The sequence below is a fragment of the [Clostridium] aerotolerans DSM 5434 genome (assembly GCF_000687555.1).
GTDB classification, from domain to species: domain Bacteria; phylum Bacillota; class Clostridia; order Lachnospirales; family Lachnospiraceae; genus Lacrimispora; species Lacrimispora aerotolerans.
In genome coordinates this window covers 42009-61080 of sequence record NZ_JHWJ01000003.1, presented here as the reverse complement: position 1 = coordinate 61080, position 19072 = coordinate 42009, and the positions used below count along the sequence as shown (strand labels likewise).

Genomic DNA, 19072 nt, shown 5'->3' with positions numbered 1-19072 from the left:
GATAGAAAGGCCTTGATTTGCCTGAGAAATCCGGTATAATAGGGAAAACCAGATAGGAGGGCTTCTATGGCAATTGTCGTTAAAAAACTAGTAAAGAACGCATATTTTTTATACAAGATGGAATTGGTTGCCGGAAGAAATGGAATGAATAATCTGGTTCAGTGGGTTCACATCATTGAAGATGATGCTGTAAGCCCGTTTTTACATGGATATGAACTGGTATTTACCGCTGGAATCTTAAATCAGTCGGACCACTGGCTTCTTGACTTTGCAAAAAAGCTGAATCAGTCAGGAGTCAGTGCTTTTGTAGTTAACTTAGGGCCTCATACCAGAGAAATACCAAAGGAAGTGGCTGCATATTGTGATGAGGTGAATATGCCGTTATTTACCATACCATGGGAAACCCGTATGGTTGATATGACCAGGGATTTCTGCCGCCGGATCATGCAAAATGACAATGTGGAAAACACCATGTCAACGACCATTAAGAATATTATTTTTAATGTCGGTGATTTGGAATCCCAGATACTTCAGATGGAACGCTATGGCTATAAACGAAGTGATACCTTTTGCTTTATCAGTCTCCTGGCAGATAAAAAAGATTCTGCAGAATACGAAGAATATATGGATCGGCTCACCATATATGCGGAAAAAACAGCTAGAAAGATTCATGAATTATTTATTTCCTTTACTTATAAAGAAAATATTGTATTTGTTCTGGTTGCCTACACAGATGAGGAAATAGAATCTTTTGTCAAAGACTTTTTCGATTATGTGAAACGAGATAACAATGAGGCTTTAGTTCATATGGGAATCAGCTCAAATCAGCCTGGAATCTATAATCAGGAACAGAATTTTGAACGGTCTATTTCTGCCATGGAAATGGCGGCAAGGCAGAAGGAAAGTGTACTTTATTATGACCAGATGAGTATTTATAAGATCCTTTATGCGGTAAAGGAGAGGTCTGTATTAAGAAGCTTCTATAGTGAATCCATTGGTCTTTTAGAGAAATACGACAGAGAAAATAACACAGATTTAGTGACTTTATTAAAGACGTATCTGGAAAATAACGGAAGCCTCCAATTGGTTTCGGAAAAAATGTACATTCATCGTAATACAGTGACAAATCAGTTAAAAAGAATTGAGACGATTACTGGCTTTAATCCCATGGAATTAGAAGATAAGGTAAAATTATATCTTGGCTTTTATATTCAGGATATCATTTGATGCCAATGCAAAATGCTCATTTTGCCTTACAAAACGGCCTTTTTTAACACATTGACAGAAAGCTGCTTGTGCAGATGCACAATTATCTTTGTTCAACTGCTGGTTGCAATCCAGGTTTGACTGTGCTTATAATACTACCATGTCAAACACGGAAGGAAATACAAAGAAAAACCACAGCGTATTTACTTCTCAAAAAAATAATGAATGCAGCGACGATGCTACAAAAGCCATCGGTCCGCTGCTTTTTTTGTAGGAGGAACCAGAATGAAGGGTGAAGAAATTAAAAGCACATTAAAGGAATACAACTTACAGTCCTGGAGCAAGCAAAAAGGCATTAATCCGATTTCAGTTGAAAAGGCAGAAGGAATATATTTTTGGGATTACGATGGTAACCGCTATAGTGACATGTCATCTCAGCTTGTAAATATGAATCTTGGTTTTGGCAATCCGGCTATCAGCCAGGCGATTAAGGATCAGGTAGATCAGTACTGTTTCATTGGCCCCTCCTACGGTGCTGAGTCAAGAGCCATTCTTGCAAAGAAGATCATCGGTCTTATGCCTGATAATATGGGAAAGGTCTTCTTTACCAATGCAGGAGCAGAATCCAATGAAAATGCAGTAAAGATTGCAAGAATGTTTACAGGAAAACATAAGATTTTCAGCCGGTACAGAAGCTACCACGGATCTTCCTTTGGAGCTGGTAATTTAACAGGAGAGCCGAGAAGATATACCTTAGAGCCAGGCGTTCCAGGTTTTGTAAAATTTTTTGATCCCTATGTTTACAGAGAAGGAATTGAATTTGATTCAGAAGAATCGGCTTCCTCCTATTACTTAAAGAAACTGGAAGAACAAATCCAGTATGAGGGCCCGGACAGCGTAGCCGCAATCGTCATGGAGACCATTACCGGATCTAACGGAATCCTGATTCCACCAAAGGGTTATATGCCTGGGGTACGTGCACTTTGTGATAAGTACGGAATCTTAATGATCTGCGATGAGGTCATGACTGGATGGTGCAGGACCGGAAAGATGTTTGCCTTTGAACACTTTGATGTTAAGCCGGATATCGTGACCTTTGCTAAAGGAGTTACCTGCGGATACGTTCCTCTTGGAGGTGTGGTGGTAAGCAAGGATATTGCAGCTTATTTTGATGATAACCTCTTATCCTGCGGACTTACATACAGCGGTCACCCTCTATCTTGTGCAGCGGGCGTTGCTTGTGTAAATTATTATGAAGAAGCGGATATTTTAAGCAATGTAAATAAGGTGGGGCAGGTATTAGGCGAGGTTTTAGAAGAGCTTAAGCAACACCATAAAAGTGTTGGAGATGTTCGCTACATTGGTTTATTCTCAGCGGTTGAACTGGTGAAGGATAAGGAGACAAAGGAGCTGCTGGTGCCATACGGAAAAGATCCAAAGGGCATCATGGGAAAAATAACAGGGCTCTTAAAAGAACGGAAGTTCATGACTTATACCCATGAAAATATGGTATTAGTTGCCCCTCCCCTCATCATTACGGAGGAGCAGCTAAGAGAAGAACTGAAGAAATTAGATGAGGTACTAACGATTGTTGATCAGGAACTTTTAACTTATGCTTAGAAAAGGGGTGGACTATGGCAACTAAATTTATGTTACCAGGGCAAACAATGTTAGGCGCAGATGCATTGGAAAACAGTGAAGATGCGATCAAAAGTCTGGGAAAGAAAGCGTTTATCGTAACTGGAAAAGTAGTAACAAAGACGGGAACAGTTTCTATACTGACAGGATATCTTGACCGATGGAACATAGAACACACCATATTTAATGACATAACCGGCGAGCCGACGGATGAGATGATTCTCGCCGGAGTAAAGGCTTATAAGGATTCCGATTGTGATTTTATCATTGGAATCGGAGGCGGAAGTCCTTTAGACAGCGCCAAGGCGATTGGAGCCATGACAGCATTAGGCGGAGACATCTCTGATTATATGGGCCAGGAGCTGAAAGGAAATTTCCCTCCATTGGTACTCATACCTACGACAGCAGGAACCGGCTCGGAAACAACAAAATTCACTGTTATTAAGGATACAAAAAAAGGAATCAAGATGCTGTTAAAAGGCGATGATCTATTGCCTGAAATCGCAATCATTGATCCTGAGTTTACAGTGACAGCACCTAAAAGCATTACGGCTGCCACCGGTATGGATGCCCTAACTCATGCAGTGGAATCTTATATATCCAAAAAGGCCAATGCCCTTACCGATACCTATGCGTTATCTGCAATCAGGCGTATTTTTAAATATCTTCCTCTTGCCTATGAGGACGGAACGAATCTAAAAGCAAGAGAGGAGATGGCAATTGCCGCATTCGAAGCCGGTGTCTGCATCAATAATGCATCGGTGACCATTGTACACGGTATGAGCCGGCCCATTGGAGCGCTTTTTCACATACCTCATGGAATCTCCAATGCAATGATTATCTCAGAGTGCCTTTCTTATGTGGCAGATGGCTGTTACGACCGGTTTGCTGCTATGGCCAGGGTAATTGGTGCAGCTAAGGAAGAAACGGATGAAAAAGAAGCCAGCAAAGCATTTTTTGCGGAACTTAATAAGCTTTGCGGGAAATGCCACATTCCTGCCATAAAGGAATATGGAATCAAAAAGGAAGAGTTTGAAGCTGCCTTTGACAAGATGGCAACGGATGCCATGGCAAGCGGAAGCCCTTCCAATACAAGAAAAGAGATAGGGAAAGAAGATTTGTTGAGCATATACAGTAGATTGTTTTAAATCATAATACTTCCTACTTATCGTAATTAACTTACAAGGGTGTAAGGCGAAAGCTTTACACCCTTGTCTGCATAACAGGAGGACTTAAATGGTGAACGTAGAGAATATAGAGGAAGAATTTAAAGAAAGAGACCCAGCCCTTCCCAGAGAAACCGAGATTAAAATTGAAAACCTGAGCGTGAAATTTCCTGATAAAGATGGAGGAGAGCCGATTGTCGCTTTATCCAACGTAAATCTGGAAATCAAGCAAGGCGAATTTATCTCTCTTTTAGGGCCCTCGGGATGTGGAAAAACTACCTTACTTCGGACAATTGCCGATTTACAGGAAAAGACGTCAGGGACTATTTCGGTTCGGGGCCTGTCACCAAGAGAGATCCGCCTGCAGAAAAAATATGGTATTGTATTTCAGTCCCCGGTACTTTATGAATGGCGGACAGTACGAAGAAATGTTTGTATGCCTATGGAACTTCTTGGAATGCCTAAAAAGGACCGGACGAAGCGGGTCACTAAAATGCTTGAGCTGGTTGGACTGATGGAATTTGGACAGAAATACCCTCATGAATTAAGCGGAGGCATGCAGCAAAGAGTCAATATCGCAAGAGCCCTGGCAATTCGTCCGGAGATACTTTTAATGGATGAACCATTTTCAGCCCTTGATGAATTCACGAAGGAGAAGCTTCACGAAGATCTTTTGCGCATCTGGCAAAAGACCAATAAAACCATATTATTTGTGACTCATAACATTCAGGAGGCAGTCTATTTATCAGACAGGGTTGTTGTTTTATCTCCACATCCAGGCCGTGTATCTGCCATCGTGGATATTGACCTTCCAAGACCAAGACCCATAGAAATGAAAGAAACCCAGGAGTTTAATGCCTTGGTATCTAAGGTTAGAAACAGCTTTGAGGGGGTATGATTATGATCCGGATGAAAAAATTACTCTCCTCCAAATATATGGTGACCCTGGTCTGGGTTATCGGCTTAATCATTATTTGGGAGATTGGGGCTACGATTATTGAAGGAACCAAACGGTCTCCGGAGAATGTGCTGCCTCATCTCCATCAGATCCTGGCTTCTGTTTTTACGACCAATAAGGTGAATGGAACCCAGACCGCATTTCAGATCGTATTAAGCAATGCGGGAATTACTCTTCTCCGGGCAGGAATTGGGTTTGTCATAGGTGCTGGTCTGGGATTTGTTCTGGCACTGGTCATGAATCTCTTTTTGCCGGTTGAAAAGATATTATTTCCATATCTGATGATGATTCAGATGATTCCTATCCTTGGTATGGCGCCTATCGTCCTTGCCATTACAAAGGATATTAATAAAAGCCGTATCATCATAGCAGCCATACTGACCTTTTATCCCGTTGCCACCAATACCCTGGCAGGTTTTAAATCAGTAGAAAAGGAAAAACACGAGCTCATGTATTCTCTTGCAGCCAGTAAATTTGAGATATACCGAAAGCTGCTTATTCCATCGTCCCTGCCTTATTTTTTTACAGGGCTTAAGATATCGGCGCCTATGGCGATTACTGCGGCAATTCTGGTAGATACGTTACAGGGAGGAGCAGGACTTGGAACCGCACTTTCTCAATCCTTAAAGCATGCAACTACCATATATATTTTCTGGCAGATCGTATTTTTAAGCGCCATGATTGGAATCCTCAGCTTTTATCTCATGGTTTTACTGGAGCAGGCGATATCACCTTATAAGAGAAAGAAAAAGTAGAAGGAGATAACATGAAGAAAAAAAGATATCTGAAATGGGAGAAACAGTCCCTCACAACTGTTTTATATCCAGTCATATTTGGTATCCTTTTGCTGATTCTATGGCAGACACAGCTGTTGCACAAGATGATAGGAGCTGATACTTTTGCACTGCCTCTTCCGGGAAGGATTTTAAATATTATTCTGGATAATGGGCCAGCCATAAGAAAGAATGTGACAGCAACCGTCATTGTTGCGGCAGGAGGACTGTTCTTTGGCTCTGTCTTTGGATATTTACTTGGAATCATTGCTACCGTGTTTCCCAAATGGGGAGCAGGAGGCTTAAGCATTGCATCTGCCATCAGCGCAGTTCCGATCATTGCAATAGCTCCCATACTTAATAATCTGACAAAGGATATAAGCGATGATGCCAATATAAGAAGCATGTTTGCAAAGACCATCGTGGTCACGATCACCTGTACCGTCGCAATGAGCATCAACGCTTACAGGGGCTTAAATGAATTAAAGCCTTATAGTCTGGATTTAATGAAAAGCTATGCAGCAGGAAAATTAACGGTCTTTCTAAAGCTAAGAATTCCCAATAGCGTACCTTATATATTTGTTGCCTTACGAGTCAGCGTTCCAGCCAGCATTATCAGCGCTCTGGTCAGTGAGTATTTTGCTGAATTCATTATAGGAGTTGGCAGACAGATCAGGGAAAATATTGTGCTCGCCCAGTATGCAACGGCCTGGGCCTATATTGTAGTAGCATGTGCCATTGGAATTATTATGTACGGCATACTGCTCTGTGCGGAAGGAGCTTTGCTGAGAGGAAGAAGATAAAAACTAGTTTAGAGGAGGAATTAATTATGAGAAGACGAAAAGGAAATTTAACCGCAGCAGCATTAACCATTGCACTTACCACAGCAGCATTAACTGCTTGCGGAGGCAGCACCGGAAAAGAAACGGCTCAGACAACATCAGCTTCAGAAAGTACCACAGCGAAAGCAGAAGAGACAACAGAAGCAAAAGGCGCTGAGAGCGCAGGCAAATATTATGCAGCTGATGCCACTGCAAAAGATATTGTGGAGGACGCAGCAAAAAAAGGCAAGGTCGGAAACTGGGGACTTGGCAATGAATACGAGGTTCAGGCTCTCTTAAGCAAATACGGTCAGGAAACCGGATTTTTAAGTCAGGCGTTTGATATGGATGGCTTTGACGATGATTCCATTTTATTAGCATCAGCCATGACCTACAATGAGCTTGGTCTGGTGAAGAACTCCTATCAGGGAGGATATGGATATGGAGATTCCGTTAAATACATTGATATGAATGATGAAGGCGTAGCAATGCTTGAGGATAATATTTTTACCACGAAGGAATTTGCCAAGGCAAATCCAAATACCGTAAAAGCATTTGTTCGTGCCTCTATGAAGGGCTGGGAATATGCCTGTGCCAATCCAGAGGAAGCAGCAAAAATCGTATTTGAAGCAGGTTCCTCAGTATCCAGCGATCATCAGGCTTACATGGCAGAAGAAGTAAAGAAATTAGTTGAAACAGATACAAAAGGAAACAAGGTAGTTGATCTTGGAAAGCTAGATGATGAGGCATTGCAGCAGACTCTTGACCTTGCTAAGAAATACATCAAATTAAACGACAGTGCTGCAGCAGAAAAATTACAGACTTTAACCTTAGACGATTTCCGTGATGCATCTTACTGGACAGACGCTATGAGTGATGCGACCTTGGGAGCACCGGAGAAAACAGATGTATCCATTCAGTTAAAATGGCTTCCACAGGCCCAGTTCATGGGATATTATGTGGCAGCAGCAAAAGGCTATTATAAAGATGCAGGATTAAACGTGACCATCACACCAGGCGGCGGTGATATCGGAGAAACAACAGCAGTAAATTCCGGTCAGGTAGATTTTGGTGTGACATGGGATGCAAACCTGATTGCAGCAAATGCAGGGGGCATGAATTTAGTGGCGGTATCTCAGGTTTATCAGAGATCAGGCTTAGTACTGGTATATAAGGTAAACAAATAATAAGCAGCTATCATCGTGGGTGCCTTTGCACCCACGAATCCGTTAAGGAGGTAATGTGATGGATTTATTAATTAAGAATGGAACAATTGTAACATCGGAAGAAACCTATATAGGTGATATTGCAGTGAAAGACGGAAAAATCGTATGCATAGGAACCGATTTAAAAGTAGATGCAAAAAAGGTTGTTGATGCCACCGGAAAGCTTGTTTTACCAGGAGCCATTGATGTACATACGCACCTGGCAATGCCCTTTGGAGGAACGGTTTCAGCAGACGGCTACTTGTCAGGAACAAGAGCAGCAGCCTGCGGCGGAGTTACCACGGTATTTGATTATCCCATCCAGAGAAAAGGAAAAGGCATTGTGGAAACGGTTCAGGAAAGAAAGGATATGTGCGATCCGGAGGCTTGTATCGATTACGCATTTCACTGTTGTATCACCGATTTAAACGGCGGCGCCATTTTGGATGAATTTGAAGATGCGGTGGATTATGGCGTAACCAGTTTTAAATGCTTTCTTGTTTATAAGAAGGAAGGCATGATGGTAGATGACGGAACCCTGGTTCGCATTCTTAAAAGGGCAAAGGAAGCAGGAGCCATAACAAACATTCACGCAGAGAATCCGGATGTGATTGATTTAAATATAGAACAGTTTAAGGCAGAAGGAAAAACAACCCCATGGTATCACTATTTAAGCAGACCGGAGTTTGTAGAGGCAGAAGCTGACAAACGGGCCGTACACTGGGCTAAATCTGTGGATGCACCTCTTTATATCGTTCATATGGCGGATAAGGAAGGACTGGAGGCTGCCGTTGCAGCAAAAAGAGAAGGCCATAACATCTTCATTGAAACCTGTCCTCAGTATCTGGAATTTACTTGTGACGTTTATAAAAGGGAAGATGGAAGGAACTTTGTCTGCTCCCCGCCGATGAAGGCCAAGGAGAGTCAGGATGCCTTGTGGAAAGCCATTATGGATGGAAGCATTGATACGGTGGCAACCGACCATTGCCCATTCCAGAGTTACGAAAAAGACTGGGGAAAAGATGATTTTACTAAGATTCCCAACGGCTGTGCAGGAATTGAGAACCTATATCCTTATATGCTTTCAAAAGCAAACGAGGGGAAGATAAGCTTTAACCGTGCAGTCGAATTATGTGCTTCCAATCCGGCTAAGATTTTTGGATGTACGCAAAAAGGTTCCCTGACCATTGGAAAGGATGCAGATATTGTCATTTATGACAAGGAAAAAGAGCTGACCATTTCCGTTGACAATATGCATTCGGATTATGATCACACCATATGGGAAGGGATTAAAGTACAGGGGTATCCGGTTCAGACTTATGTGAGAGGAACCTTAGTATACGATGAAGGAGAATTTGTAGGGACTCCAGGTTTTGGAGCCTTTGTAAAACGTGAACCGCAAAAATATGGCTTGGAGTGATAGTATGGATAAATTATTATACAAAGAAACTTCCTTGTTAGAGGAAACAGGCGGATGCCTTTTGTGTCATGAGGCGCCCTGTACCAAGGCTTGCCCGTATGAGCTGGAGATTGATCAAGTAATACGCAGCTATCGCTTTGAAAATATTTTTGGCGCCATAAGCCGTCTGCCGGAATCTCTTCCTTGCAGCAGCTGTGAAGATAAACCTTGTTTGTCGGCCTGTTTAAAAGGGAAAATCAATGCACCAGTTCCCATTCCTGATATGTTTGAAAAGCTCACCTCCTACGAAAAGGTGGAGAAAGAGGAAGTAGACTTATCCATTGACTTCTGCGGTATTCCGTGTGAAAATCCTTTTTTTCTCTCCTCCTCTGTTGTGGGAAGCAATTATGAGATGGTAGCTAAGGCCTTTGAGATGGGATGGGCAGGGGTGGCATTTAAAACCATAGGAACCTTTGTTCCTAAGGAGGTATCCCCAAGATTTGATGCACTGAGAAAAGAAGCCCTTCCTTTTGTAGGCTTTAAAAATATAGAGCAGATATCCGATCACACCTTAGAAGAAAATCTGGCGTTTATCAGAGATTTAAAGCGGGATTACCCCACGAAAATATTTGTTGCTTCCATTATGGGGCAGACAGAAGAAGAGTGGACGTACCTTGCCAAAATCGTGACGGAAGCTGGTGCAGATATTATTGAATGCAATTTTTCCTGTCCTCACATGGCTGCCAATGGATTAGGCTCTGATGTGGGCCAGAATCCGGAATTGGTCGCAGCTTACACTAAGGCAGTAAAAAAAGGAACTCATCTTCCTGTCCTGGCTAAAATGACGCCCAATATTGGGAACATGGAAATCCCTGCCCTCGCTGCCGTAGAGGCAGGTGCCGATGGAATTGCGGCTATTAATACCATTAAGAGTATTATGAACGTAGATACAGATTCTTTTGTATCTGGTCCCTTTGTTTCAGGAAAAACAAGCGTGGGAGGTTACTCTGGAAAGGCAGTGAAACCCATTGCCCTTCGCTTTATCCATACCATGAAGAATCTTCCTGGACTGATCCATACACCAATAAGCGGTATGGGTGGAATTGAGTCCTGGAAAGATGCTTTTGAATTTATGGCACTTGGCTGTGAAAACATACAGGTCACGACCTCTGTCATGCAGTATGGCTATCGTATCATTGATGACATGATAGAAGGGATGAAATATTACTTAAGCACTCATGGCTATAAAAGCGTAAAAGAAATCGTTGGGAAGGCGCTTGTCCATACCATACCTGCAGATGAGCTTGAACGGGATTCCATCTGTTATCCAAAATTTGACCGGAATCAGTGCGTGGGCTGCGGACGGTGCTATATCTCCTGTTATGACGGTGGTCATCAGGCATTAAGGCAGGATAAGGATACGAAAAAGCCGATTATGGACGGCAAAAAATGTGTAGGCTGCCATCTCTGCTTGCTGGTGTGTCCGGTAGGTGCAATTTCAGCCGGAACCAGAGTAAAAAAGCGGGAGAATCAACCAGCGAATTAAGAGAATAGAGGAGGTAAGCAGAATGATTCAATGCGATTATGAGAGAATGGAAGATAAGATAAAAACCTTTGGACGGTTCGGTGATACGGGAAAAGGAGGGATTACCAGATTTTCCTTATCCGAAGAGGCGATTGCTGCAAGAACTGAATTTGTTAAACGAATGGAGGCAATCGGTGCCACAGTAACTACAGACGATATGGCCAATATGTATGCCACCATTTCCGGCACAGAGGATTTGCCTGCCATTTTCTCTGGCTCTCATATGGATTCGGTGCGGCAGGGTGGAAATTATGATGGAATTTTAGGCGTCTTAACCGCTATGGAAGTAGCTGAGACCATTGTAAAAGAAAAAATACCCCACAGACACCCCATTACAGTCATTGTGTGGACCAATGAAGAAGGTGCAAGATTTGAACCGGCCATGATGTCTTCCGGTGTCATCTGCGGAAAGTTTGATAAAGATACCATGCTTGCTTCCAAAGCAAAAGATATTCCAGATTTGACCTTTGGAGAGGCTTTGGATAAAAGCGGATTTAAAGGAAAAGAAGAAAACCGTATGGATCCGCTAAAAACAAAGGCTCTGGTAGAGCTTCATATCGAACAGGGACCGGTACTTGAAGCAGAAGGAATTGACATCGGTGTAGTGGAAGGTGTCTGCGGAATGATTAATTATGAATTTACCTTTACCGGGCAGGCAGGCCACGCAGGAACAACACCCATGAAATACCGTAAAGATGCCCTATATGCAGCAGTAAAGACAATTCAGTATCTTCATGATGAGCTGGATCAGCTGGATAGTAAGCTTGTTTATACCACTGGTAAAATTTCGGCGCATCCCAATATCCATACCATTATTCCCGATGAGGTAAGAATCACTCTGGATGCCAGACATCAGGACCCGGAAGTGATTAAACAGGTGCTCGCAGTGATTAAGAAGATCCCAAGTGTTGTAGAGCAGTGCAAGGTAAGCTACGAAGAAGCCTGGTCCAGAAAGACCGTAAGCTTTACCTCTGAGCTGGTAGATTACGTGGAAAAAAGCGCTCAGGAATGCGGGTATTCCAACCGGAGAATCTACAGCGGCCCGGGGCACGATGCACAGTTTGCCATTGACATTGTTCCCACTACTATGATATTTGTGCCTAGTGTGGGAGGCCATAGCCATTGTGAAATCGAATATACTCCCGTGGAAAACTGTTTAAAAGGAGCGAATGTACTTTTAAATACCATACTTCATATTGACAGACAGTAAGCCATCATAGAGTTCTTTCTGGTAAATACTATCACAGGTATTTACCAGAAAGAACTTTATTTTTTGTGATTGTTACTTAGACCTTTACTAAAAATAAACATTGTAGTATCATAAACGTAGCGTATTTATGGAGGTCAACGAAATTGGGAGAACGAATTAAACTAATAGCCAACAATAAAAAAGCGTATCACGACTATTTTATTGATGAAAAATATGAAGCAGGGATTGAACTGGCAGGAACAGAGGTTAAATCCATGCGCATGGGAAAGTGCAGCGTAAAGGAATCTTTTGTTAGAATAGACAAAGGGGAAGTGTTTGTTTACGGGATGAACATCAGCCCTTATGAAAAAGGAAATATCTTTAACAAGGACCCTCTGCGTGTCAGAAAGCTGCTGCTTCATAGAGCTGAAATTTCAAAATTGGATGGGAAGATGGCGACCAAAGGATATACTTTGGTTCCTCTCCAGGTTTATTTTAAAGGCAGTCTGGTAAAGGTGGAGATAGGCCTTGCCAGAGGTAAAAAGCTTTATGACAAAAGAGATGATATAGCAAAGAAGGACCAGCGCAGAGAGCTGGAACGAGATTTTAAAGTAAAGAATCTATCATAGGTAATTGCCCGTGCAGAAGATGGCCTATGGTCTTTATGTATGGCACTGCCAGAAAATTTATTGCCGAATTTGTATACAGAAAACGAACCATGTTTCTATGGTTACTGTATACAGATTCGGCAATTTTTTTGTTGCCAGAACCATAAGAAAGCTACGGGTATTTTCTCTTTCGTTATAGGTAAAATATATAGCTGGTTATAGATTATAACAACAAATTCAGTAATATACATATTATAACAATAAACATATAAAACCTATATAAATGTATGTAATTGCACGGCAATCCTTAAAATAAAAAATATGGAGGGAAAACAATGGGCAAAAAAAGTTATAAGCATATTTCTACGGCATTAATCCATGGAGGTATTTATGGAGATGAAAGAACCGGAGCTGTGAACGTACCGATTTACCAGACTTCAACCTACGAACAGATACACCTTGGACAGCATACCGGGTATGAATATTCAAGAACGGGCAATCCAACGAGAGAAGCACTGGAAGCATTGATTGCTGAGCTGGAGGGAGGAGTGGCAGGTTTTGCATTTGCTTCCGGTATGGCAGCCATTTCCGCGGTATTAACCTTATTTCATTCCGGCGATAAAGTAATAATATCCAGCAATGTTTATGGAGGTACCTTCCGGGTACTGGACAAAATCTTTAAAAATTTTGACATCCATTACTCCATTGAGGATACTACAGATTTGGAAGCGCTTGAAAAGAGTATCACTAAGGAGGTTAAGGCAATCTTTATTGAGAGTCCGGCCAATCCCCTTTTGACAATTACCGATTTAAAAGCAGTTGCCGATTTAGCAAAAAGACATGGGATTTTATCCATTGTGGATAATACCTTTATGACTCCTTATTTACAAAGACCGATCCAGCTTGGTATGGATATTGTAGTGCATAGCGGGACCAAGTATTTAGGTGGTCACAGTGACTTAATTGCAGGCCTTGTGGTTGTGAATAAGAAAGAATTAGCGGATAAACTTGCATTTATTCAAAATGCAACGGGAGGTATTTTACAGCCCTTTGATTCCTTTTTATTGATACGTGGTATCAAAACATTAGGGGTTCGTCTTGACAGACACGTAGAGAATGCTTCCAAAATTGCAGATTATCTTTTAAAACATCCCGCAGTCAAAAAGATTTATTATCCGGGCCATAAAGATTTCCCTGGTTATGAAATCAATAAAAAGCAAGCAAAAAATGGAGGTGCCATGCTTTCCTTTGAATTAAAAGAGGAATATAATATTCGAAAATTCTATGATGGATTAGAACTGATCGCACTTGCAGAAAGTCTTGGAGGTGTTGAATCATTGGTATGTCATCCCGCCAGCATGACACATGCCTCCATTCCATATGAGGTGCGCCAGAAGGTGGGTATCACGGAAGGATTGATCCGTTTATCCGTGGGAATTGAAAATGTAGATGAAATAATTGATGATTTAGAGACTGCCATAAAAGCAGCCAGGGAGAATTAGTATGAAATATTATGAATCCATGCAAGAATTAATAGGCAGCACTCCATTGGTTCAATTAAATCATCTTATTAATAAAAAAGGAATCAATCTATTTGGCAAGCTTGAATTATACAATCCCAGTGGAAGTGTGAAGGATAGAATCGGACAGTACATGATTGCTGACGCAGAAAAAAACGGATTCCTAAAGCCAGGGTCTACAATCATAGAAGCTACTGCTGGCAATACGGGACTTGGCATTGCCTTTGCCGCTTTAAATAAAGGCTATCGGATTATTTTTGTGGTACCTACAAAGTTTTCAATTGAAAAACAACAATTAATGAAGGCTTTTGGTGCGGAGGTTATAAATACGCCTCGTGAACTGGGGATGCTTGGTGCTGTTTCAAAGGCAGAAGAACTAAAAGCCCAGATCCCAGGCTCTGTATCTTTTGAGCAATTTAAAAACAAGAGCAATCCGCTGGCGCATTACGAGACAACAGGGCCAGAAATCTATGATGCCTTGGATGGGAACATAGATTATGTCGTACTTGGCGCAGGAAGCGGAGGAACCTTTACCGGTATATTAAAATATTTAAAAGAGAAGAATCCAGACATAAAGGGTATTTTGGCAGATCCCATTGGCTCTACCATGGGAGGCGGTGAACATGGCGATTACAATATAGAAGGAATCGGCAATGATTTTATTGCGGATACCATGGATATGAATTTGGTGGATGAGGTAATTAAAGTATCGGATCAGGAGGCATTTGAAATGTCCAGGGAATTAACCAGAAAGGAAGGGATTATAGCAGGTACTTCCTCTGGCGCTGCCCTGGCGGCTGTGCAAAAGCTTGTGGAAAGGATTGATAAGGGAAATGTTGTTGTGATTCTTCCAGACCGGGGAGACCGGTATTTCAGTGCTAAACTATATGACTATAAAGAATGATAAAACAAACATAACCAAACCTATATGAACAGCAAACAAAAGGAGGCCCTTTATGTAAGGCCTCCTGTATTTTTTTGTTTGTCTGGTTCTTTGATACTGATACAGATAATAAGAAATCCCACTGCAGTGACCACAGTTCCCGTAAGCAGCATAGCGGTGACGCCATAAGAATCCAGCAGCTTGCCTCCTGTGAGATTAGCAAGAGTTCCTGCAACCCCTATATTGGCAACCCCAAGCATGGATTGACCTTTTACCCGGTTCTCCTTTTCTATCAGATCATTGACAAAGTAAATAGAAGCCGGTGTAAACAGTGCAAACGCAATCATCTGAAAGACCATAGAAAAATGTACCATGTAAACATTAGGCGCCAGCAGAATGGCAAAGCTCTTTATGGCAAAAAACAAGGCAGATAGCTTAATCAGGGTAGAAACCTTGATCTTTTTCACAATATAAATAAAAAAGGCCATAGCGGGGAGCTCCAAAAAAGCGGCGATAGACAGGGAAATTCCCATATCAGAACCACTTCCGCCTACATGTTCCATAATATTAATCAAATATGTATTAATAAGCACATGGGAATAAAATATCATGGCAACTCCACATAGCATGAGAAGAAAAAGCTTGTGGTCCAGAAAAAAGGTTAAGATACCGGAAGCTTCCTTTTCTTCTTCCAGGACTATATCATCACTAAGGCCCCTCACATCCTTTTGCTCCTGGGATTTTACCGGCAGCTTGTCGTGAAAGAGATAGGTGGACAAGATTACGAGTACATAGCAAACTAAAAATACTGGCAAAATAATATCAGCACCGAATTTATCTACTAAAGAGCCAAGAAAAAAAGACATAACAGCAAAGGATATAGAACCCATGCCTCGTGCCAGCCCGTAATTCATTGGAACCCCTTGATTCATATATTCCATAGCCAGGGAATTAAACAATGGATTGACGGTAAACTCCACAGCATTCACAAGTATGTAGATTACGGATATGAGCAGGAAAGAACCAGGCAGGATATATAGAAGCAGACTCAATCCAAAAACCAGAAACATCAGTGCCAGCAGCAGATGCCTTAAGGTCACTCTTTTTGACTTATCCGCAAAGGAAGCGGTCAGAGGCTGTAAAATCAGGGACAAAATTGCTGCAAATGACAGGATAAATCCGATCTGGGTATTGTCGAAATTCTTAGCATGCAGGTAAACGGCTGCAAAGCTGTTAATAGCGCATTGGCTGATCCAATAGCTGGACTGGATGAATCCGAATTTTAGCGTGAGCTTTCTGGCAATGGCTTCCATGAGTACCTCGTAGTAGTATATTTTATTTTGGCGTAACTGTATCAAGTATACTAAAGCGGGAATAAAACGTCAAACAAAAAACAAAAGAAATGGACTTACTTGCATTTTTAAGATTTTCCATATAAAATGGAAGAAAGATTGGAAAATTTATCGTGAGAAAAGGAGAAGCGGATGGCTCTATATGATTATGTTGGGGCAGTAAGAAGGGGACGAAGGCAGTACCAGGCTTCTGTATCGAAAGGAGAGTATCCCTATCTTCCGGTTCTTGATGACATTTTATCCTATACAGATATTGTGTCAGAAGTAAACCTGGGGATTATGGATATCCCACTTGAAAAAATAGTAGGAACCAAGACAAAAGGGCGAACTACCGCCTTTGCCAATAATTTTATGCCCCTTTTATCGGAAAAATCAGAGTTCGGAGCGAAATGGGCTTATTTATACGATCATCAGATTCAGGAAGGAATCCATGATCCCATTGTTGTCTATGAATTTATGAACCAGTATTATGTTCAGGAGGGCAACAAAAGAGTCAGTGTTTTAAAATATGTAGGCGCTTTCAGTATCGCAGCATCTGTGATCCGTATGATACCAAAAAGAACGGATGATCTGGATAACCGCCTGTATTATGAATTCCTGGATTTTTATCAGGTATCTTTTAATTGTGATATCTGGTTCAGCAAAGAAGGCAGCTATGACAGACTCATCAAAGCCATGAATAAAAACCCTGGTGAGCAGTGGAGCGAAGATGAAAGACTTGTCTTTAAGTCGGCATACGATCGTTTTTCCAAGGCATTTCACGCTTTCGGCGGTGATGATTATGATATGACATGTTCCGATGCCTTTCTCGTGTATGTAGAGCTGTTTGGCTATCGGACCATAAAGGACCGGGTAGAACGTCAGATTAAGATGGATCTGGTAAAGATAAAGGATGAACTTCTTTTAGCCTCCAGAGGCAATAAGATCGCTCTTTTAGAACAGCCGGAAGAAATGGATGATAAGGCAGACAGCAATCCTCTTAAATTCATTAACTGGCTGTTGCCTGTTCAGAACATTGAGCCTGAGATGCTTAAAATCGCATTTATTCATGCAAAGACCTCTGAAACCTCCAGCTGGACCTATGGGCATGAGCTGGGAAGGATGTATCTGGAGCAGGCCTTTGAAGAGAAGATCGAGACCATGTCATTTTTCCATGGGGACACAGAAGGCGAGACGAAACGAGCCATGGAACAGGCCCTTTTGGCAGGCTGCAACATGATCTTTACTACAGCTTCCCAGATGATCAATGATTCGGTAAAGACTGCCATTGACCATCCGGAAGTTAGGATCTTTAACTGTTCCGTTAATATGTCTTATTCTTCCATCTGTACTTATTTTGGAAGAATGTATGAATCCAAGTTCCTTATGGGAGCACTGGCTGCTTCTATGTCTCAGGGAGATAAGCTTGGTTATATCGCAGATTATCCGGTATACGGAACCCTTGCAAACATCAACGCCTTTGCTTTGGGGGCCAGAATGATCAATCCCTATGCCGTGGTGTATTTAGAATGGTCCAGAGTGAAAGACAGGGACGCTCATGCAGAGCTTGAGAGCGAAGGCATTACCTTTATATCAGGAGACGATATGATTACCCCCAATGCTCCTTCCAGAGAATACGGACTTTACCAGAAGCTGGGAGATGGTACCCTTAGGAATCTTGCCACGCCAATCTGCCACTGGGGAAAATTCTATGAAAAGATAATTAATATTACCTGCCATGGGGCCTCAGACCGGAAGGAACTGAAAGGAAAACAGGCCATTAATTACTGGTGGGGAATGTCCGCAGATGTGATTGATGTGATCTGCTCTCATAATCTGCCTCATGGGACCCAGCGTCTCATCAACTTTTTAAAGAATTCCATTCGGGCCGGAAGTTTTCAACCTTTTGTAGGAACCATTTATTCTCAGGATGGCAAGATACAGTGTGAAGAGGGAGAAAGTCTTACTCCGGAAGAGATCACTACCATGAACTGGCTGACAGAGAATATTGTTGGTGAAATTCCTGACTATGAAGAACTTACCGATGAAGCACGGTCGCTGGTACGTCTCCAGGGCCAGACAATATACGACAATGGGGAGATGGAGGAACTGGAGCGTGAAGATTCTGGTATTGGCTGATCAAGAGTCTAAGTCACTGTACGAATTTTTTACACCGGATAAGATAAAGGATATTGATTTAATCATATCCTGCGGAGATTTAAGGGCGGAATATCTTTCTTTTTTCGCCACCTTTTCCAGGGCTCCGGTATATTATGTTCGTGGGAATCATGATTGCCGGTATTTGCAGTGCCCCCCGGAGGGGTGTATCTGTATTGAGGATGATATCGTGACCTACAAAGGAATACGGATCATGGGGCTTGGAGGATCCATGGAATACATTCCAGATGCCCCCAATCAGTTTACGGAACGGAAGATGGAGCAGAGGATCAAGCGTATGTGGTGGAAGCTTAAAAGAAATAAGGGGTTTGACATATTAGTCACCCATGCTCCGGCGTATGAACTCAACGATCTGCCGGATCTTCCTCACAAGGGCTTTTCCTGCTTTAAAGATTTACTTGACAAGTATTCGCCTCAGTATTTCCTTCATGGCCATGTTCATGCCAATTACGGAAATTCCTTTAAGCGAAAAGACCAATATGGCAGCACCACAGTCATTAATGCCTATGAATATGTCATTTTAGATTATCCATGTTCTGGGGAATCTGCCATGGAATCCTGTAATTAACAGCATTTTATTGCCTTGTTTTTGACACTTTGCCGTGATATAAC

16 protein-coding genes are annotated in these 19072 nt (G+C 42.0%); 15 read left to right on the top strand and 1 reads right to left on the bottom strand.

Features of this window, described 5'->3' with window-relative positions; translation table 11 throughout:
• Positions 1 to 66: 66 nt before the first annotated feature.
• The 13 genes from T546_RS0105190 to T546_RS0105130 all read left to right on the top strand — a co-directional run bounded on the left by T546_RS0105190 (position 67) and on the right by T546_RS0105130 (position 14972).
• Positions 67 to 1227 carry a PucR family transcriptional regulator gene (locus tag T546_RS0105190; protein ID WP_026890712.1) on the top strand — a complete coding sequence of 387 codons (1161 nt, stop codon included), beginning with the start codon at positions 67 to 69 and terminating at the stop codon, positions 1225 to 1227.
• Positions 1228 to 1491: 264 nt separating this feature from the next.
• Complete coding sequence (locus T546_RS0105185) at positions 1492 to 2826, top strand: aminotransferase class III-fold pyridoxal phosphate-dependent enzyme (RefSeq protein ID WP_026890711.1); 1335 nt, start codon at positions 1492 to 1494, stop codon at positions 2824 to 2826.
• Between the two features lie 14 nt (positions 2827 to 2840).
• Positions 2841 to 3992, top strand: a complete 1152-nt coding sequence (locus tag T546_RS0105180) for an iron-containing alcohol dehydrogenase (RefSeq protein WP_026890710.1) — start codon at positions 2841 to 2843, stop codon at positions 3990 to 3992.
• Positions 3993 to 4080: 88 nt separating this feature from the next.
• Positions 4081 to 4908, top strand: coding sequence for an ABC transporter ATP-binding protein (locus T546_RS0105175; protein WP_024836091.1), 828 nt, complete (start codon positions 4081 to 4083; stop codon positions 4906 to 4908).
• A 2-nt stretch (positions 4909 to 4910) separates the two neighbouring features.
• On the top strand, positions 4911 to 5723 hold the full coding sequence (locus T546_RS0105170) for an ABC transporter permease (protein WP_024836090.1): 813 nt from the start codon (positions 4911 to 4913) through the stop codon (positions 5721 to 5723).
• Between the two features lie 11 nt (positions 5724 to 5734).
• Positions 5735 to 6544, top strand: coding sequence for an ABC transporter permease (locus T546_RS0105165; RefSeq protein ID WP_026890709.1), 810 nt, complete (start codon positions 5735 to 5737; stop codon positions 6542 to 6544).
• Between the two features lie 26 nt (positions 6545 to 6570).
• Positions 6571 to 7749, top strand: a complete 1179-nt coding sequence (locus tag T546_RS0105160; RefSeq protein WP_026890708.1) for an ABC transporter substrate-binding protein — start codon at positions 6571 to 6573, stop codon at positions 7747 to 7749.
• Between the two features lie 58 nt (positions 7750 to 7807).
• Positions 7808 to 9187, top strand: coding sequence for a dihydropyrimidinase (gene hydA / locus T546_RS0105155; RefSeq protein WP_026890707.1), 1380 nt, complete (start codon positions 7808 to 7810; stop codon positions 9185 to 9187).
• A 4-nt stretch (positions 9188 to 9191) separates the two neighbouring features.
• Positions 9192 to 10712, top strand: a complete 1521-nt coding sequence (preA, locus tag T546_RS0105150) for an NAD-dependent dihydropyrimidine dehydrogenase subunit PreA (protein ID WP_026890706.1) — start codon at positions 9192 to 9194, stop codon at positions 10710 to 10712.
• Positions 10713 to 10734: 22 nt separating this feature from the next.
• Entirely contained in the window at positions 10735 to 11961 is a 1227-nt protein-coding gene (locus T546_RS0105145; protein ID WP_026890705.1) for a Zn-dependent hydrolase, read from the top strand.
• A 143-nt stretch (positions 11962 to 12104) separates the two neighbouring features.
• Positions 12105 to 12569 (top strand): SsrA-binding protein SmpB, encoded by a 465-nt coding sequence (gene smpB, locus T546_RS0105140; RefSeq protein WP_024836084.1) that lies wholly within the window; start codon positions 12105 to 12107, stop codon positions 12567 to 12569.
• Positions 12570 to 12883: 314 nt separating this feature from the next.
• Positions 12884 to 14050 (top strand): trans-sulfuration enzyme family protein, encoded by a 1167-nt coding sequence (locus tag T546_RS0105135; protein ID WP_026890704.1) that lies wholly within the window; start codon positions 12884 to 12886, stop codon positions 14048 to 14050.
• Between the two features lies 1 nt (position 14051).
• Positions 14052 to 14972 carry a PLP-dependent cysteine synthase family protein gene (locus tag T546_RS0105130; protein ID WP_026890703.1) on the top strand — a complete coding sequence of 307 codons (921 nt, stop codon included), beginning with the start codon at positions 14052 to 14054 and terminating at the stop codon, positions 14970 to 14972.
• Between the two features lie 50 nt (positions 14973 to 15022).
• Here the strand turns inward: T546_RS0105130 and T546_RS22860 are convergent, their stop codons facing one another.
• Complete coding sequence (locus T546_RS22860; protein WP_166429797.1) at positions 15023 to 16309, bottom strand: MFS transporter; 1287 nt, start codon at positions 16307 to 16309, stop codon at positions 15023 to 15025.
• A gap of 126 nt (positions 16310 to 16435) precedes the next feature.
• Between T546_RS22860 and T546_RS0105120 the strand changes: the two genes are divergently transcribed.
• Both T546_RS0105120 and T546_RS0105115 read left to right on the top strand, forming a co-directional pair.
• Complete coding sequence (locus T546_RS0105120) at positions 16436 to 18421, top strand: BMP family ABC transporter substrate-binding protein (protein WP_026890702.1); 1986 nt, start codon at positions 16436 to 16438, stop codon at positions 18419 to 18421.
• Complete coding sequence (locus T546_RS0105115) at positions 18399 to 19028, top strand: metallophosphoesterase family protein (RefSeq protein WP_026890701.1); 630 nt, start codon at positions 18399 to 18401, stop codon at positions 19026 to 19028. The genes T546_RS0105120 and T546_RS0105115 overlap by 23 nt, the downstream gene beginning before the upstream one ends.
• The last annotated feature ends 44 nt before the right edge of the window (positions 19029 to 19072 follow it).

Coding starts and splice junctions, on each gene's coding strand:
- T546_RS0105190 (WP_026890712.1), top strand. CDS start 67: ATGGCAATTGTCGTTAAAAAACTAGTAAAGAACGCATATTTTTTATAC.
- T546_RS0105185 (WP_026890711.1), top strand. CDS start 1,492: ATGAAGGGTGAAGAAATTAAAAGCACATTAAAGGAATACAACTTACAG.
- T546_RS0105180 (WP_026890710.1), top strand. CDS start 2,841: ATGGCAACTAAATTTATGTTACCAGGGCAAACAATGTTAGGCGCAGAT.
- T546_RS0105175 (WP_024836091.1), top strand. CDS start 4,081: ATGGTGAACGTAGAGAATATAGAGGAAGAATTTAAAGAAAGAGACCCA.
- T546_RS0105170 (WP_024836090.1), top strand. CDS start 4,911: ATGATCCGGATGAAAAAATTACTCTCCTCCAAATATATGGTGACCCTG.
- T546_RS0105165 (WP_026890709.1), top strand. CDS start 5,735: ATGAAGAAAAAAAGATATCTGAAATGGGAGAAACAGTCCCTCACAACT.
- T546_RS0105160 (WP_026890708.1), top strand. CDS start 6,571: ATGAGAAGACGAAAAGGAAATTTAACCGCAGCAGCATTAACCATTGCA.
- hydA (WP_026890707.1), top strand. CDS start 7,808: ATGGATTTATTAATTAAGAATGGAACAATTGTAACATCGGAAGAAACC.
- preA (WP_026890706.1), top strand. CDS start 9,192: ATGGATAAATTATTATACAAAGAAACTTCCTTGTTAGAGGAAACAGGC.
- T546_RS0105145 (WP_026890705.1), top strand. CDS start 10,735: ATGATTCAATGCGATTATGAGAGAATGGAAGATAAGATAAAAACCTTT.
- T546_RS0105135 (WP_026890704.1), top strand. CDS start 12,884: ATGGGCAAAAAAAGTTATAAGCATATTTCTACGGCATTAATCCATGGA.
- T546_RS0105130 (WP_026890703.1), top strand. CDS start 14,052: ATGAAATATTATGAATCCATGCAAGAATTAATAGGCAGCACTCCATTG.
- T546_RS0105120 (WP_026890702.1), top strand. CDS start 16,436: ATGGCTCTATATGATTATGTTGGGGCAGTAAGAAGGGGACGAAGGCAG.